Raw genomic sequence first — 16,694 nt, forward strand, 5'->3', positions numbered from 1 at the left:
CCAGGGCGCCACGCTGGGTGACGGTTGTCGGGTGAACCGGATCTCGGACAAGCCGTCAGGGTGATCCCGTGGCACCGAGCGGCCCGACATCAACCGTCCGGCCCATGTCGCGTAACAACGGCGGCCGACATCGACCGTCCGGGCAGAAATGTCCGCGGATCTACATAGGTGCCCGTGCCGTCCCCTGCGTCGTGGCGATCGCCGCTATTTTGCCGCCATGATGATCGCCGTCTCGGCCACGATCGCGGTCCTAGCTGTCACCGTCCTGCTTTCGTTCGTCGTGGTCTCCTGGGCGAAGCGACGCAATGCCCGGTCGCGCCAGGACTCCGGGAATCTCACGCTGGCTCTCACGGTGGTAGGGCTGGTCATCGCCTCGGTTGGCCTCCCGGCCTCGGTGTTCCTCGGTATCCGGCAGATCCAGCAAGGTGGTTCCCCATCGAAGCCGGGCGCAGTCGTCTCCGGCCCTGACGTGTCGCGCAGCCAGGTCCCGCCGGCGAGTCGCTCCGCGCGGGGGACCGGGGGTGAAGGCCCGGGTGACGGTGGCGGGCAGACGGACGGCAGCCCGGCGCCGGATGGCGGCGAGGTCGTGCGGATCGTCAACGTCGCCAACCAGGACGGCTGCGCGAACGTGACGGTACGGGTCACGAAGGCGTCGCCGCAGGGACGCCGGCTGATCCTCGTCTCGAACTACAACCAGCGGACTCTGTGGCAGCTCAAGGCCGAACTACGGCCCGGAACAGGCGACCAGACGTTCTGCGTCGACCTGCGTCTGTCGGGGCGCGGGACGTGGCGCGACTTCCTTGTCGCCAGCGTCAACGACGTGACCGAGCAGGCGTGGGAAGCGAGCCGGACTCAGTCGTTGGGCGACCCTCCGGCTGGGACCGGCTGGGTGACGCAGCCCTGGACCCACGAGTGGCCCGGCACCGCCTGACCGGAGTCGTCGTGAGGGTGGTGACGGCCGAGCGTGGTAGCACCCGGAGTTACCCGGTGCTCGCCAACGAGGCGCGTGACGGCGGTCAGGTCAGCAACTCCTGCACCGCGCGCCGTAGCGTGGTTGCGCGATACGGCTTGAGCAGATATTTGGTGTCGGCAGCCTTCATCCGCGACACGTCCGAGACGTGTGTCAGTGCCGTCGAGAAGACGGCCGGCAGCCGGGGTTCGCGGTGCCGTAGCAGGTTCAGCAGGTAGATCCCGTCATGTCCGGGCAGCCCGATGTCCAGTACGGCGGCCTGTGGCATGCCGTAGCGGCCGACGACGTCCAGCGCCGTCTCGGCGCTGCCGGCGGTGACCACCGCGTATCCGTCCGTGCGGAGCCACCACGCCACAAGATCTTGAATGTCGCGGTCGTCGTCGACCGAGGGCCCCGAGGGTCGAGGCCCTGGCGCGCCGGGGCGCCGGCCGTAGCAGCGGAGCTCCCCTTCGGGTGGGTGCACCGACGAAACTTCCTCGCCACCGCGCAACCCGCCGATATTGCGTCTTGCTGACGGTCGTTGGTGATGCAATATTGTTCGGCAAGTGGCTGTCGTCACAGACGGCACGCAACGACGGCAACTGACGACATTCCCTACTCGCGCTGTCCGGCTTCCGGCGCCCTCCCGTGCCGACCCGGTGATTCATCGCCTGGCCCCGGCACGGCGCACGTGCAGAGCAGGAAGGGTGTGGTGGGTGATGCGGGAGACCGCGGACGCGACCGTCGGGCGGCCGTACTGGAACCCGAAGACCGAATGCATGCCCCGCGAGCAGCTGCGGTCGCTGCAACTGGCCAAGCTCCGTACGGTCGCCGAGTGGGCCCAGGCCCGCAGCCCGTTCTACCGGCGCAGCTTCGCCGCGGCGAAATTCGACCCCGGTCAGCTGCGGACGCTCGACGACATCCAGCGCATCCCGTTCCTGACCCGGGAGCAGTGGATGCACAGCCAGGACGAGCGCCCACCGTACGGTGAGCTGCCGGTCGCCGGCGCCGAGGCCGCGATCCGTCTGCACACGACCAGCGGCACCTCCGGCTCGACGCCGCTGCGGGCGCTGGACTCCCGTAAGGACTGGGCGTGGGCGGCGGAGATGTGGGCGTACGCGCTGTGGGGCATCGGTGTGCGCGCCACCGACATCGGCTACGTCGCGTTCGGGTACGGCTCGTTCATCGGTTTCTGGGGTTTGCACAACGGCCTGGAGAAGGTCGGTGCGCTGACCATCCCGGGCGGCGCGCAGACCACCGCGGCCCGGGTTCGCCAGATCGTCGACTTCGGCGCGACCGTGGTCGCGACGACCCCGACGTACGCGATGCGCATGGCCCAGGAGGCCGAGTCGCTCGGCATCGACCTGCCCGGTTCGGCGGTGTCCCGGCTCGTCCTGTCCGGCGAGCCCGCCGGCTCGATCGTGGAGACCAAGACGCTGATCGAGCGGCAGTGGGGGGCGAAGGCGTTCGACACGGCCGGCATGACCGAGGTGTCGACCATCTTCATGTTCGAGCCGGAGAACCAGCCGGGTGGCTGCCACATCATCGAGGACCACTTCATCGAGGAGGTCATCGATCCGCAGACGGGCAACCTGCTCGGGTACGGGGAGCGGGGCGAGCGGGTGTGCACGTCGTTCGGCCGCAGCATGATCCCGCTGTTGCGGTACCGCACCGCCGACCTCGTGGTCCGCCAGCCGGCCGCCGCCGCGGGCAACGGCCGTACCTGGGACCTGTACGAGGGCGGCATCGTGGGCCGGGCCGACGACATGAAGCTGGTGCGGGGCACCAACGTGTATCCGGGTGCGATCGAGGCGATCCTGCGTACGCATGACGGGATCGAGGAGTTCCAGATCCGTATCGAGCGGCGCGGAGCCCGCGACGAGGTCGTGCTCCAGGTGGAACCGCATCCGCGGTTCGACGACGCGGCCTGGACCGCGCTGGCCGAGGTGCTGGTGGTGGAGCTGGCCGAAGCGCACGAGGGGCTGCTGTTCATTCTCGAACGTGCCGCCACCGGTGCCCTGCCCCGGTTCGAACTCAAGGCCAAACGCCTGTCCGATCTGCGCCCGGCGGGCGCGCACACGACGGTGCGGACATGAGCATCCCATCGGCGAGAGGACCGGCCGTGCCCCGGGATCTGCTGGACAACCCGCTCACCGCCGAGGAGCGCAAGCTGCTCGACGTGTACCGGCTGCTGCGCGAGCTCGCCCGCGAGGCGCCGACGCCCTGTGTCGCGGCGAACGTCCGCGCGGCGCTGGCGCCGATCGCGATCGCGGTGACCGATCTCGGCCTGAGCTTCGAGCACCTGCTCGACGAGGGCTGCTGAGATGCGTGCCGGGTTCGGGCCGCCGAGCGGATGACATGCGTACGGGGATCAGGCCGCCGGGCGGATCAGCCGCTCGTCGGGGATCACCGCGACGCCGAGGATCTCGATGAGCGCCTCCGGCTGCCACAGCGCGGTGCAGCCGATGCCGGCCATGGCCGGGTAGACAGGCCCGGCCATCTCGCGCCAGACCGTGCCGATCTCTCGGCCGTGAGCCTGGTAGTCGGGGATGTCGGTGAGGTAGATCGTGATGCTGACCAGATCCTCAGGGATGCCGCCCGCGGCGCGCAGCGTCGTGAGTACGTTGCCGAACGCCTGCCGGAACTGGGCCACGATTCCGCCCGGGACGATCCGCATCTCGGCGTCGAGGGCTGTCTGCCCGCCCAGATGGAGGGTGTTGCCGGCGAGCGTGCCGTGCGAGTACCCGCTGGGTGCCGGCAGGGATGGCGGGTTGATCGCCAGTGGTCCGGGCGTCATGGCGGCTCCTCACCGTTTCCGGGCGCGAGCTCAATCCGCCCGCACTTATAGACTTTATCTGACGGTCGTGAGAGTTTGGCTATACGGTTTCGTCAGGGATCGAGGAGATGCCCGGTGAACTTCGAGGGATACCAGCTCGAGGGCGACGCCACCCTCTACCGGCTGCCGGACGGCAGCCTCGGGCCGGTCGTGACCCGTGCCGGCCAGGAAGACGTCCAGACCATGTCGTCCGGGGGAGCGGTCCGGATCTCGGGGGTGAGCATCCAGCACACCCCGGCCCGCAAGCTGTGGTACGGCAAGGTCCTCAACCAGGCCGGTTTCCGCTCACTGCCGCACCACCACGGCGAGGCCGAGACCGGCGGCTACGTCCTGTCCGGCAAGGCCCGCATCTACTACGGCGACCACTTCGCCCAGTACGTCGACCTGGAGACCGGCGACTGGGTGTTCGTTCCGCCGTTCCTGCCGCACGTCGAATGCAACATGTCCACCACCGAGGAGCTGACCTGGCTCACCACGCGTACGCCGGAGAATCTGGTGGTCAACCTGGCCGACGTCCTGGACGAGGACCTGACCGGGTTCCGGCGCACGTGAACACGACCATCACCTCCGGCACCCTGACCGCGGCGATCTCCCTGGCCCCGGTGCCGCCGCAGCTGTTCGACGAGGCGTACGAGGCGACGACTCAGCCGTGCCCGTGGCCCAAGGCGTACGGCGGTGACCTGGTCGCCCAGGCCGCCACCGCGGTGATGCGCTCGGTCGGCACCGACCGCCGGCTGCACTCCATGCACAGCTACTTCCTGCGCCCGGCACAGATCGGCGCCACCGTGCGGTACGAGGTGGAACGGCTGCGCGACGGCCGCGGCTACTCCACCCGCCAGGTCCGGGCGTTCCAGGACGGCAAGGCCATCTACGCCGGACTCGCGTCGTTCCACACCGGCGAGCCCGGCGGCAGCTACCTCAGCACCGCACCCCTGAACATCCCGGCGCCCGAGACCCTGCCGTCGTCCGCCGAGGTGCTGCGGCACGCGGAGCCCGGCACCGCGGCCGCAGGCACCATGACCGACGCGGCCAAGGCGTACTGGTCCGGCGGGCGCAGCTTCGACCTGCGCCACGTTCCCGGCCCGGTCTATCTGAGCGTCGACGGGGCCGTCACCGGCCACCAGGCGGTCTGGATCAAGCCGTTCGACCCGCTGCGCGACGTACCCGGCCTGACGTCGGACGACCGCGACCGGGCCGCACTCGCGTACGTCTGCGACTACACCATCCTCGAACCGGTCCTGCGTGTCCTCGGCCTGCCCTGGGCCCGGCCCGGCCTGGTCACGGCCAGCCTGGACCACGCCATGTGGTTCCACCGCACCGGCCCGGTCGACGGATGGCTGCTCTACCTGCAGGAGGCCGTCGCCATCGAGCACGGCCGCGGCCTCGGCGCGGGCCGCTTCTTCACCCGAGACGGCGTCCACCTGGCCACCGTCGTCCAGGAAGGCCTCATCCGGGCCGCCTCACCTTCCTAGGGACCACCATGCGCATCGCCGTCGTCGGAGGTGGCCCGGCCGGGCTGTACTTCTCCGCCCTGATGAAGCAGCTCGACCCCGCCCACCACATCACCGTCTGGGAACGCAACGCCCCCGACGACACGTTCGGCTTCGGCGTGGTGTTCTCCGACGAGACTCTCGGCGGTATCGAGAACGCCGACGCCGCGTTCTACGCGACGATGGCGGCCCGGTTCGCGCGCTGGACCGACATCGACATCCACCTCGACGGGCAACGCCACACCGTAGGCGGGCAGGGCTTCGCCGCCATGAGCCGCCAGGAGCTGCTCGCACTGCTCCAGCAGCGGTGCGCCGCCCTCGGTGTCACCACCCATTTCCGTACGCCTGCGCCGGACGTCGACCAGCTGCGCGGGCACTACGACCTGGTCATCGCCAGCGACGGCAGCAACTCCCAGATCCGGGCCCGGTACGCCGACGACTTCCAGCCCTCGCTGGACGCACGCCACAACAGATACATCTGGCTCGGCACCGATCTCGTCTTCGAGGCGTTCCAGTTCTTCGTCAAACAGACGCGCTGGGGCACCATGCAGGTCCACGGCTACCCGTACTCCGAAACCGGGTCCACGTTCATCGTCGAGATGCACGAGGACGTGTGGCGCGCCGCCGGCTTCGATGTCACCGAGGACGTCGTGCTGCCGCCCGGTACCTCCGACGAGTTCGCCGTCGCCCGGATCCGGGAGCTGTTCGACGCCGAGCTCGGCGGGCACCGGCTGCTCGGCAACAACTCCAAATGGCTCGCCTTCACCACGGTCCGCAACACGCGCTGGACCAGCGGCAACGTGGTGTTGCTCGGCGACGCCGCGCACACCGCCCACTTCTCCATCGGCTCCGGCACGAAGCTGGCCATGGAGGACGCCCTGGCCCTGGCCGCCTGTCTGCACGAGCACCCCGACCGGGACACGGCGCTGGCCGCCTACGAGTCGGAACGCCGGCCCGTGGTCGAGTCGACCCAGCGGGCCGCGCAGGCCTCGCTGGAATGGTTCGAGAACATCGGCGTCTACGCCCGCCAGGACCCGATCGAGTTCTGCTTCAACCTGATCACCAGGTCACGCCGCATCACGTTCGACAACCTGCGCGCCCGCGACGAGCAGTTCGCCCGGCGAATCGGCGGCCGGTTCGCCGAACGCACCGGCGCCGCATGTCCCGCGGACACACCGGCCATGTTCCAGCCGTTCCAGCTGGGCCCACTGCGGCTGAAGAACCGCATCCTGGTCTCCGCCATGGACATGTACTCGGCCGTCGACGGCGTACCGGGCGACCTCCACCTGGTGCATCTCGGTTCCAAAGCGCTCGGCGGCGCGGCGCTCGTCATGACCGAGATGGTCTGCGTCTCCGCGCAGGGCCGCATCACCCCCGGCTGCACCGGACTGTGGACCGGCGAGCAGGAGCAGCAGTGGCGGCGCATCGTCGACTTCGTCCACGCCCGTTCGACCGCCCGCATCGGGGTGCAGCTGGGCCACTCGGGGCGCAAGGGCTCGACCAAACTCATGTGGGACGGCATGGACGACCCGCTGCCCGACGGCGGGTGGGACATCATCGGACCCTCACCGCTGCCGTACGGGCCCGGATCGGCGACGCCGCGTGAGATGACCCGCGCCGGCCTGGTCCGGGTCCGCGACGAATTCGTCGCCGCCGCCGAGCGTGCCGCCGCGTGCGGCTTCGACGTCCTCGAACTGCACTGCGCCCACGGATACCTGCTCTCGTCGTTCCTGTCGCCCGTGGCGAACCAGCGCGGCGACGAGTACGGCGGCAGCATCGAGAACCGGCTGCGCTATCCGCTGGAAGTCTTCGATGCCGTCGCGGCCGTATGGCCGCGCGACCGGCCGATACTGGTGCGCATCTCGGCCACCGACTGGGTTCCGGACGGCAACACCGCCGACGATGCGGTCCGGATCGCCGCCGCGTTCATCGCGCACGGCGCCCACGGCATCGACGTCTCCACCGGCCAGGTCACCAAGAACGAGAAGCCGGCGTACGGGCGCAGTTATCAGACACCGTTCGCCGACCGCATCCGGCACGAGGCTGCCGCCGGTACCGGCGCGGCCGTGATCGCGGTCGGTGCCATCTCGTCCTATGACGACGTCAACTCGATCCTGCTCGCCGGCCGCGCGGACCTGTGCGCGCTGGGCCGCACACACCTGTACGACCCGCAGTGGACGTTGCACGCCGCCGCCGAACAGGAGTACCGCGGCGCCGGGGCGGACTGGCCGGTGCAGTTCGCGGCGGGCAGCCGGCGGCCGCCCACCGCCCGTACCGATGCGATCCGCCCCCGCCTGTCCCTGATCCGCGCGGAAACCACCGGCGACGACGTCCACGTACGCTGGCGGCCGTCCATCGGCTCCGCGCAGCCGGCGGACCGATGAGCTCGGCCTTCCGTGCGCTCCCCGGGCACCGGCCGCGACGTCGGCGATGCGTAGCATCCGCGCCATGAAGGCGGACTCCGCATCGGCTCCAGCCACCGGCCGCGACGTCCGTCTCGCCCAGCTGATCCTGACGGTCTTCGGGCTGTACGCCCGCGCCGAACACAACTGGCTGTCGGTGGCATCCGTGGTCCGCCTGATGGCGGATCTGGGCGTGGACGGTCAGGCGGTCCGCTCCGCCGTCTCCCGGCTGAAACGCCGCGGCGTGCTCGACAGTGTCCGCCACGACGGAGCCGCGGGGTACGCCCTCGCCGACTCCACGGTCGAACTCCTGGCCGAGGGGGACGTGCGGATCTTCCAGCGTGCCCGGGCCGTCCCCACCGACGGCTGGCTGATGGTCGTGTTCTCGGTGCCGGAGTCGGAACGCGAGAAACGCCACGCGCTGCGCACCAGCCTGACCCGGCTGGGCTTCGGCACCGCCGCCCCCGGGGTGTGGATCGCGCCGGGAAACCTCGCGACCGAAACCCGGCACACCCTCGACCGCCGCGGACTTTCCACCTACGTCGACATCTTCACCGGCGACTACTACGCCTTCGGCGACCTGCGCTCGAAGATCCGCACGTGGTGGGACCTCGACGAGCTCGCCGGACTGTACGCCGATTTCCTCCAGCAGCACCGCCCGCTGCTCGACCGCATCAGCGCCGGTGCGGCCCCGCCGCTGGACGCATTCACCGCGTACGTTCCGATGCTCACCGAATGGCGCCGCCTGCCCTACCGCGACCCCGGCCTCCCGCTGGCCCTGCTGCCCCCCGGCTGGAACGGAGTGACAGCCGAAGCGTTGTTTCACGAGCTGAACACGGCGCTGAGCGCCGCGGCCCGGGAACACGCACTCGCGGTGATCCGCCGCAGCCCCGTGTGACTGATCTCGGATACCGGGACGGTTGCCTTCGAGCTACACGCGCGTATAGTCGACTGCGACAGCGGCCAGTAGACCATACGTGTGTATAAGGAGGTGCGCGATGGTGCGCCCGGCGGGAGACCCGGCGTTCGAGGACCTGACGGCCCGGGCGCGGATCAGGGACGCGGCAATCCGCCTGATCGCCGAGCGCGGCACCGACGCCACCACGATCCGTGACATCGCCGGGGAAGCGGGCGTGTCATCCGGCCTGGTCCGGCACCACTTCGGGTCGAAGGAGGCACTGCGCGAGGCGTGTGACACCTACGCCCTGGACCGGGTGGTGAAGATCAAGGAAGAGCTGCTGGTCGAGGGTCAGGTGGCCAACCCCAGCTTCCTGCCGTCGGTGCATCCGACGATCGTGCTGCTGTACAAGTACGTCACCCGCGCCCTGCTCGACGGCTCGCCCGCCGCCGCCGCCATGTTCGACGAGATGGTGACCGTGACCGAGACATGGGTGAAGCGACTGGCCCCGGACGTCACCGAGGATCTCCGCGCCTACGCCGCGGTGCTGGTCGGCATGCAGTCCGGGATCCTCGCCATGCATGAGCACGTGTCCCGGGCGCTGGGCGTCGACATGTTCACCGCCGAGGGCCACGTGCGCCTGGCCAACGCGCTGGCCGACTTCTACTCGCATCCGCTGATCGACGCCGAGTTCGCTGCCCGGGCCCGCGCGGCGATGGAGCCGTTGCGCACACCCCACCCGCCGAGCGCCACGGGAGCCGACCCCGCGGCTGAAGGAGCATGAATCATGTCCGAGGCGATCCGCGTTGACGCACTGGTCAAGTCGTTCGGGCGCACCCGCGCGCTCGACGGTCTCGACCTGACCGTGCAGACCGGGGAAGTCCACGGCTTCCTCGGGCCCAACGGCGCCGGGAAGTCCACGACCATCCGGATCCTGCTCGGGCTGCTGCGCTCCGACGCCGGCACCGCCCGACTGCTCGGCGGCGACCCGTGGCACGACACGGCGACACTGCACCGCCGGCTGGCGTACGTGCCCGGCGACGTGACCCTGTGGCCCAACCTGACCGGCGGTGAGGTCATCGACCTGCTCGGCCGGCTCCGCGGCGGGCTCAACAGACAACGCCGTACCGAACTGCTGGAGCGCTTCGACCTCGACCCGCGCAAGAAGGGCCGCGCGTACTCCAAGGGCAACCGGCAGAAGGTGGCGTTGATCGCCGCCCTCGCCTCCGATGTGGAACTGCTCATCCTCGACGAACCGACCTCCGGCCTCGACCCGCTCATGGAGGAGGTCTTCCGCGAGGTGATCCGCGAGGGCCAGCAGCGCGACGGCCGTACGGTCCTGCTGTCCAGCCACATCCTCGCCGAGGTGGAGGCGCTGTGTGACCGGGTCACCATCATCCGCGACGGGCGGACTGTCGAGACCGGCACGCTCGCCCAGCTGCGACACCTGACCCGTACCTCGATCCAGGCCGGCCTCGCCGGTCCGGCGGCCGGCCTCGCAGCGCTGCCCGGCGTACACGACCTACAGACCCACAACGGCACGGTGCGCTTCGACGTCGACAACGCCGCGCTCGACACGGTGCTGCGCGAACTCACCGCGGTCGGCATACGCAGCCTCACCAGCCAGCCACCCACCCTGGAAGAGTTGTTCCTGCGCCACTACGACCGCGCTGCCGAGGCCGCGAAACCCACCGAGGCGACCCGGTGAACACGCTGACCGGCACCCGCATCCTCGTACGCCTGGCACTGCGCCTCGACCGCGTACGGCTGACCGTGTGGATCATCGGACTCGCCGTCATGCCGATGGGGACCGCGGCGAACTACCTCAAGCTCTACCCCACCCAGGCGGACCTCGACGCAGTCACCGGCGTCCTCGCCAACCCGTCACTCGTCGCGCTGAGCGGCCCCCTGTTCGCCAAGTCGATCGGTGCACTCACCACCTGGAAGATCGGCGCCACCGAATTCATCCTCGTGGCCCTGATGAGCCTGCTCACCGTCGTGCGGCACACCCGTACCGAAGAGGAGACCGGCCGCCTGGAACTCATCGGCGCCACCGTGGTGGGCCGCCGTGCGCCGCTGACCGCCGCGCTGATCGTGGCCGCGCTTGCCAACCTCGCCATCGCGGTGCTGGCCGCGCTCGGCCTGATGGCGACCGGGCTGCCGGTGGCCGGCTCCGTGGCGTTCGGCCTCGCGACCGCACTGGTGGGACTGCTGTTCGCCGCGGTCGCGGCCACCACCGCGCAGCTCACCCGCAGCGGCCGCGCGGCCAGTGGGATCGCCAGCGCCGTGCTGGCCGGCGCCTACCTGCTGCGAGCCGTCGGCGACACCGGGCCGACCTGGCTGACGTGGTTGTCCCCGCTGGGCTGGGCGCTGCACCTGCGGCCCTACGCGGACGAACGGTGGCCGGTGACCGCGCTGTCCGCCGGCTTCTCGGTGCTGTTCGCCGCGGTGGGCTACGTGCTGGTGGCCCGCCGCGACGTCGGCGCCGGGCTGCTGCCGGAGCGGTTGGGCCCGGCGCAAGCGGCGCCGTCGCTGGGAAGCCCGCTCGCGCTGGCCTGGCGGCTGCACCGGGGTCTGCTCCTTGGCTGGCTCGTCGCGCTCCTGCTGACCGGGGCGGTCATGGGTGGCGCCGCGGCCGGCATCGCCGATCTCAAGTCGCCCAACCAGCAGCTCACCGACATCCTGACCCGCATGGGCGGCAGCGCAGGTCTGACCGACGCGTTCCTCGCCGCGATCTTCGGCATCATCGGCATGACCGCCAGCGCCTACACCATCCACGCGACGCTGCGGCTGCGCCAGGAGGAAACCGCCGGGCACGCCGAGGTCCTGCTGGCCACGCCGGTCGGGCGGCTGCGCTGGGCGGCAAGCCACCTGGTGTTCGCACTGCTCGGCACGGCGCTGCTGCTGGCCGCCGCGGGCGTCACCGGCGGACTTGCGTACGGTGCGCAGGTCCACGACATCGGCGGCCAGTTCGGGCGGGTGCTCGGGGCCGCGCTGGTGCAGCTGCCCGCCACGTGGGTCCTCGCCGGGCTCGGCGTCGCCCTGATCGGCCTGGCCCCGAGGGTCAGCACCGCGGCATGGGCCGGGCTCATCGTCTCGGCGCTGCTGTTCGAACTCGGTGCATTGTTCGGGCTCAGCCAGTGGATCGTCGATCTCAGCCCGTTCGCGCACGTGCCGAAGCTGCCCGGCAGCGCGTTCACCGCGGCACCGGTGGTGTGGCTCGTCGCCGTCGCGGTCGCTCTCGGTGCGGCAGGTCTGGCGGGACTGCGCCGCCGCGACATCCCGCAGACCTGAGCTGCGTGGCGCCACGCCTGCTGGGTTCACCCACACGAGGGGGCGGTCGAGGCGCGGCCCTGACCAGGACGGCACTGGTCAGGGCCGCACGTTCATCGATGAGACGACGAACGAGACTGCGGTCAGAGCGTGGAGGCCAGCTGTGAGGTCGTCGCGGCGGCCGAGTACTGGCCATAGGTCGCCTGGACGGCGGCCTGGGCCGGAGCGCTGCTGCTTGCCGACTGGTTCAGCTGATTGTCGAACGCCAGGCGTGAGAACTGGTGCTCGTGCCGGTGCTGCGCGGGGCCGGCGATGAGTTTGTCGGCCAGGGCACCCGCCTGGTCGGCGCTCAGCGACGTGTCGGCCTTGGTCAGGGCGCTGGTCAGGGTGGTCCTGAGGGTGTCGGCGTCCATGCCCTGGGCGGCCGCGACATCGGTGAGGCTCTTGCCGCTCTGCAGGCTGGACGTGAGTTCGTCCGAGCTGATCCCGAGCGTGCTGGCCAGCGAATCCATGGCGGCGCCGATCGCCGGTGGCGGGCCACCCTTGCCGCCGGGCGGCGGTCCGTCCGGGCCGCCGTGGCCACGCTGGGGACCGGCGACGATCCGCTGCGCGATCTCGGTGGCCTTGTCGGTCGACAGCGAGGAGTCCGCGCTGCTCAGGGCGTTGCTGATCGCGGAGGTCAGGGTGTCGGTGCTGACGCCCTTGCTCTGCGCCAGAGACGTCATGCTCTGCCCGCTCTTCAGCGCGCTACGCAGGTCGGAGGTGCTCATTCCGAGCGCCTGGGCTGCAGCGTCGAACGCTTTGCGCCGGACGCCGTGCCCGCGGTCGGATTGCTGGGTCTGCCAGGTCGCGTTCGTGGTGCTGCCGGTGACTGCGGTGATGCTCAATTCGACTCCCGGTCCGAGGGGTTCTTGTCGGTCGGGATATCGCATCGGCGCGTCCATCGCCCCCACGAGGTGATCTCCAGGAACGCACAGCAAGACACAGGTTGCCCTCAGGTTCGTTCCGGCGCGCCACGATGTGCCGGTGCGGCCGAGGTTGACCCGACCCCCGGGGCGGACACGTTCGGCGACCTGACTGCCGGGACATTCCGGCGATGCGACCCTGTGGCGGTGGGTGATGTCGCGCGGTCCGTCGTGAAACCGGGGAGATCGGTGCTGCCGCCGGTGCGGTACCTGGGGCCGCTCAGCGTCGGCGCGCTGGCCGTCGCGTTCGCGGGCCTCTGGATCGTGGCCGGCCCGCCGGACGGCGGTTGGGCCTCGTTCGCCGGGCAGCTCGCCGGCGCCGAAGCCGTGCTGTGCATGTCTCTGGCCATGGTGTTGATCTCGCTGCTGCCCGCGGTCGAGACCTGGTTCGACGGCATCGACCGGGCCGCGATCTGGCACCGTCGCCTGTCCGTCGCCGGCCTGGTGCTGCTGGCACCTCACACTCTGTTCTCGTCCGGGCACCATGCGCCTCCTCCGCCCGGCGCCCCGATGAGCCATCATGGCGGCGGCTCGGACGTCGGCGGTCTGCTGGCCCAGGTCGGAGTGTGGGGCCTTCTCGCGCTGTCGGCGTGGGCGATCGCGCCGCGCTGGCGCACGATGCTGCCCGGGGGCGGCCCGTACCTGGCCCAGGCCGTCGACCGCCTCGCGGAGGTCCCCGCGGTGCAGCGGGTGCAGGCCGCCTGCCGGTGGATCTTCGGCGGGTACGAGCGCTGGCGGGCGCTGCACCGGCTGACCGGCCTGTTCCTGGCTGCCGCGTTCGTGCACGGTCTGCTCGACGGCACGGTGTTCGGCTCGGCGGTGCTGCGCGGGGCCTACATCGCCGCCGGCGGTATCGGGCTGGCCTTCTACGTCTACCGGGAGGTGGTCGCCCGCCACCTGACCGCCCTGCACGACTACCAGGTCGCGGCGGTGATCACGGTCGGGGAGGGTCTGACCGAGATCGCCCTCGCCCCACTGGGCCGGCCGATCGCCTTCACCCCGGGCCAGTTCGCGATGCTCTTCCTGGAGACCGGCGCCGGGTGGCGACGCCACCCCTTCACCATCTCCAGCGCACCCCACGAACAGCTCCTGCGCTTCACCGTCAAGGCACTCGGCGACGACACCACCCGCATGCAGACCCTCGTCCAACCCGGCATGCCGGCCATCGTCGGCGGCCCGCACGGCCGCTTCGACCGGGCCCGCGGCACCGACCGGCAACTCTGGATCGCCGGGGGCATCGGCATCACACCGTTCCTGAGCTGGCTGCGCGCGCTCGACCAGCAAACGGCGCCCGGCCAGGTCGACCTGTTCTACAGCACCCAGGGCGGGGCGCCCTTCGCCAACGAGATCACCGCCATCGCCCGCGCGCACCCCACGATCAGCGTGCATCTGCACGACACGGCCACCAGCGGCTACCTGACCGCCGACGCCGTCCTGACGGCGATCGACGACGACCCGCGCCGGCTCTCGGTCTTCCTCTGCGGCCCTCGCGCCATGGTCGACAGCTTCGTCCGCCGATTCCGTCAGGCCGGCGTTCGCAGCAGAAACATCCACCGCGAGCACTTCGACTGGCGCTGACCCACCTCACGGTCAGAGACAGACGCAACTCGGCTGTACGCCGCCCGAAACACCTGGGCGTGACGCTCCCTTGTGTGCATCCGCAGCGCGCCCGCTGGTGGCGGGCTGGGTACCGGCGAGCGTGCATAATCGCGAATCCGCCGGTAACGCCAGTTCCCGGACCATTGACGCCCGAGCCGCTGCCTGACGGCTTGTAGCCTGCATCCCCGTGACGAAACCCTTGCGCGACGATGATCCGCGACAGATCGGTTCCTATCAGTTGCTGGCCCGGCTCGGTGAGGGCGGCATGGGCGCGGTCTACCTGGCACAGGATCTCGATGGGCGGCAGGTCGCGCTGAAGCGGATCCGCCCGGAACTCGGCGCCAACCCCGAGTTCCGGGCACGGTTCCGCAGCGAGGTGAACCGGGCCCGCCAGGTGCCCCCGTTCTGCACCGCCGCGGTGCTGGACGCCGATCCGGATCACCCGACGCCGTACCTCGTCGTCGAGTACGTGGAGGGTTCCGATCTGGGGCAGCTGATCCGGCGCAATGGGCCCCTGCGCGGCGGAAACCTGCACAGCGTGGCTGTCGGGGTCGCGACCGCACTCGCTGCGATCCACAGTGCCGGTGTGATCCACCGCGACCTCAAACCGAACAATGTGCTGTTCTCCGTGGGCACCCCCAAGGTGATCGACTTCGGAATCGCACGGGCGGCGGACTCCGCAACCGAACTGACCCGGCCGGACCAGATGGTCGGCACGGTCCCCTACATGGCCCCGGAACGCTTCGCGTCCGGCGACGAGCGCCGCCCCGACGGACCAGCTGCAGACATCTTCGCCTGGGGAGTCCTTGTTGCTTACGCGGCGACCGGCCGCACACCGTTCGAGGCCGGCGACCCGGCCTCCACCGCCGCAAAGATCCTCACGCAGGAACCGGACCTCACCGGGGTGCCCGGCCCGCTGCGCGGCCCGGTCACCGCCGCCCTCGCGAAGAACCCGGACGACCGCCCGACAGCCTCCGAACTGCTGGACGGCCTGCTTACCGTGGGCGACCTCGCCCAGCCGTGGCGCCGCCCCTCAGCGCAAAGCCGTCCACGCTCCCGCCGGACGGCCACGCTGCTCGCCGTCGCCGGGGTGGCGCTGCTCGCCGTCGTGGCCGGGGTTGCCGGCATAGGACACTGGCGGTCGCCGACCCGCAGCGCGGCGGCCGCACCGCCGGGCACCCTCACCCCGCCGCCCAACCGCTTCGCCGAGGACTTCCTCGACACCCCCTCCACAGAGGACGGCTGGCGCCCGGCGTCCGGCTGTCGCGTCCAGGACGACGGCCTCGCGATCCTTCCGCACAACACGCCAACTCAACGGTGTCCCGGCCCGTTCAACGCGAGCAACATGGTCCTCACGGTCGACGTCCTACCGGCGGGAAACGCCTACTGCCCGGCGATCTGGCTGCGGACGGGTGCGGACAGAAGCCTCCTGATCAGGTTGTGCCCTGACCTGATCAGAGCCGGTTCCGCCAGCCCCGACTACGGGAACGGTCTTGATTTCGCCGAGGCGAAACCGGTCATGGACGACCCGCTGGAGTGGCATCGAGTTCTGATTGTCGCGAACGGCCCGTACCTGGACGTCTCGGTGGACGGCCGGCGGCAGCTGCACAGTGACAAGGCCACCCCACAAGCGGCCGGCGGGCTCGCCCTCGGCGTCGCTCTCGGCGCCGACGGTGTGCTCTCCGCCCAGGATGTCGATGACCCAGGCGCCACGTTCCGCAACATGCACGTGCTGCGGCTCTGAAGACCTGCTGGTGGACACCGACTACCGTACGGAACGCCGATCCCGGGCGGCGCGGGTTGCCCGGCGATCGGAGGTCAATAGCCGTCGGCAGGCAACAAAAGGGGGCGTAGGTGTCCGAGCATCGGATCCCTGGTACCGAGGCGGAAACCGGCCTACCCGCCGCATGTCCGTGCGGGCACGACTCGATTGCGGTCCCCGAGACCGACGATGCTGCGATGGAGCTCTCCCGGGACCGGTACCGGGAGCAGCTTGAGCTCGTGGAGTTCAACCAAGATCGTTTTGTGGGCGTGTACAGATGCCGCCTGTGCGGATGTTTCTGGGCAGAACGCTCGTTCGATTCCGGGCACGTATTCGCGTTCTACGTTCATCCGATCCACACCGACGACCCGCACGCCTGGATCGCCCACAGCGAAGACCTACGACTTCGGCCGAGGTCGTGGCGCGGCTAGTGGATCTCGACCTGCCGTCGCCCCCTCGCCGCGCCCGATGACGTGATGCTGCAGGGGCTCGATCCCGCCACCGGCACGGGCGAGTGCGC

15 protein-coding genes are annotated in these 16,694 nt (G+C 70.4%); 12 read left to right on the plus strand and 3 right to left on the minus strand.

Features of this window, described 5'->3' with window-relative positions; genetic code table 11:
• Positions 1-217: 217 nt before the first annotated feature.
• Positions 218-931, plus strand: a complete 714-nt coding sequence (locus ACMCNK_RS01275) for a hypothetical protein (RefSeq protein ID WP_412734510.1) — start codon at positions 218-220, stop codon at positions 929-931.
• Positions 932-1,016: 85 nt separating this feature from the next.
• On the opposite strand, the gene ACMCNK_RS01280 is transcribed toward ACMCNK_RS01275, so the two are convergent.
• Entirely contained in the window at positions 1,017-1,538 is a 522-nt protein-coding gene (locus tag ACMCNK_RS01280; RefSeq protein ID WP_412734511.1) for a response regulator, read from the minus strand.
• 130 nt (positions 1,539-1,668) lie between these two features.
• Between ACMCNK_RS01280 and ACMCNK_RS01285 the strand changes: the two genes are divergently transcribed.
• Both ACMCNK_RS01285 and ACMCNK_RS01290 read left to right on the plus strand, forming a co-directional pair.
• Positions 1,669-3,045 carry a phenylacetate--CoA ligase family protein gene (locus ACMCNK_RS01285; protein WP_412734512.1) on the plus strand — a complete coding sequence of 459 codons (1,377 nt, stop codon included), beginning with the start codon at positions 1,669-1,671 and terminating at the stop codon, positions 3,043-3,045.
• Positions 3,042-3,272, plus strand: coding sequence for a DUF6052 family protein (locus tag ACMCNK_RS01290; RefSeq protein ID WP_412734513.1), 231 nt, complete (start codon positions 3,042-3,044; stop codon positions 3,270-3,272). The genes ACMCNK_RS01285 and ACMCNK_RS01290 overlap by 4 nt, the downstream gene beginning before the upstream one ends.
• Before the next feature lie 48 nt (positions 3,273-3,320).
• Here ACMCNK_RS01290 and ACMCNK_RS01295 read toward each other — a convergent pair whose 3' ends face one another.
• Positions 3,321-3,746: a RidA family protein gene (locus ACMCNK_RS01295; RefSeq protein WP_412734514.1), complete on the minus strand. Its 426-nt coding sequence runs from the start codon at positions 3,744-3,746 to the stop codon at positions 3,321-3,323.
• Between the two features lie 114 nt (positions 3,747-3,860).
• Between ACMCNK_RS01295 and ACMCNK_RS01300 the strand changes: the two genes are divergently transcribed.
• The 7 genes from ACMCNK_RS01300 (at position 3,861) to ACMCNK_RS01330 (ending at position 11,869) form a co-directional block, all read left to right on the plus strand.
• On the plus strand, positions 3,861-4,337 hold the full coding sequence (locus ACMCNK_RS01300; protein WP_412734515.1) for a cupin domain-containing protein: 477 nt from the start codon (positions 3,861-3,863) through the stop codon (positions 4,335-4,337).
• Complete coding sequence (locus ACMCNK_RS01305; protein WP_412734516.1) at positions 4,334-5,257, plus strand: acyl-CoA thioesterase; 924 nt, start codon at positions 4,334-4,336, stop codon at positions 5,255-5,257. Before ACMCNK_RS01300 ends, ACMCNK_RS01305 begins: the two co-directional genes overlap by 4 nt.
• 8 nt (positions 5,258-5,265) lie before the next feature.
• Positions 5,266-7,659, plus strand: a complete 2,394-nt coding sequence (locus tag ACMCNK_RS01310; protein WP_412734517.1) for a bifunctional salicylyl-CoA 5-hydroxylase/oxidoreductase — start codon at positions 5,266-5,268, stop codon at positions 7,657-7,659.
• 64 nt (positions 7,660-7,723) lie between these two features.
• Positions 7,724-8,575: a PaaX family transcriptional regulator C-terminal domain-containing protein gene (locus tag ACMCNK_RS01315; protein WP_412734518.1), complete on the plus strand. Its 852-nt coding sequence runs from the start codon at positions 7,724-7,726 to the stop codon at positions 8,573-8,575.
• Positions 8,576-8,675: 100 nt separating this feature from the next.
• Positions 8,676-9,359: a helix-turn-helix domain-containing protein gene (locus ACMCNK_RS01320; protein WP_412734519.1), complete on the plus strand. Its 684-nt coding sequence runs from the start codon at positions 8,676-8,678 to the stop codon at positions 9,357-9,359.
• A 3-nt stretch (positions 9,360-9,362) separates the two neighbouring features.
• Positions 9,363-10,283, plus strand: a complete 921-nt coding sequence (locus ACMCNK_RS01325) for an ATP-binding cassette domain-containing protein (RefSeq protein ID WP_412734520.1) — start codon at positions 9,363-9,365, stop codon at positions 10,281-10,283.
• Positions 10,280-11,869 carry an ABC transporter permease gene (locus ACMCNK_RS01330; protein ID WP_412734521.1) on the plus strand — a complete coding sequence of 530 codons (1,590 nt, stop codon included), beginning with the start codon at positions 10,280-10,282 and terminating at the stop codon, positions 11,867-11,869. The genes ACMCNK_RS01325 and ACMCNK_RS01330 overlap by 4 nt, the downstream gene beginning before the upstream one ends.
• Before the next feature lie 122 nt (positions 11,870-11,991).
• On the opposite strand, the gene ACMCNK_RS01335 is transcribed toward ACMCNK_RS01330, so the two are convergent.
• Positions 11,992-12,735: a hypothetical protein gene (locus ACMCNK_RS01335; protein ID WP_412734522.1), complete on the minus strand. Its 744-nt coding sequence runs from the start codon at positions 12,733-12,735 to the stop codon at positions 11,992-11,994.
• A gap of 267 nt (positions 12,736-13,002) precedes the next feature.
• Between ACMCNK_RS01335 and ACMCNK_RS01340 the strand changes: the two genes are divergently transcribed.
• The gene (locus ACMCNK_RS01340; RefSeq protein WP_412734523.1) at positions 13,003-14,391 is read left to right on the plus strand and encodes a hypothetical protein; all 1,389 of its coding nucleotides are present in this window, start codon (positions 13,003-13,005) and stop codon (positions 14,389-14,391) included.
• A 208-nt stretch (positions 14,392-14,599) separates the two neighbouring features.
• Positions 14,600-16,156 (plus strand): serine/threonine-protein kinase, encoded by a 1,557-nt coding sequence (locus tag ACMCNK_RS01345; RefSeq protein WP_412734524.1) that lies wholly within the window; start codon positions 14,600-14,602, stop codon positions 16,154-16,156.
• Positions 16,157-16,694: the final 538 nt, after the last annotated feature.

This window comes from Krasilnikovia sp. MM14-A1259 (assembly GCF_047159535.1).
Taxonomy (GTDB): domain Bacteria; phylum Actinomycetota; class Actinomycetes; order Mycobacteriales; family Micromonosporaceae; genus Actinoplanes.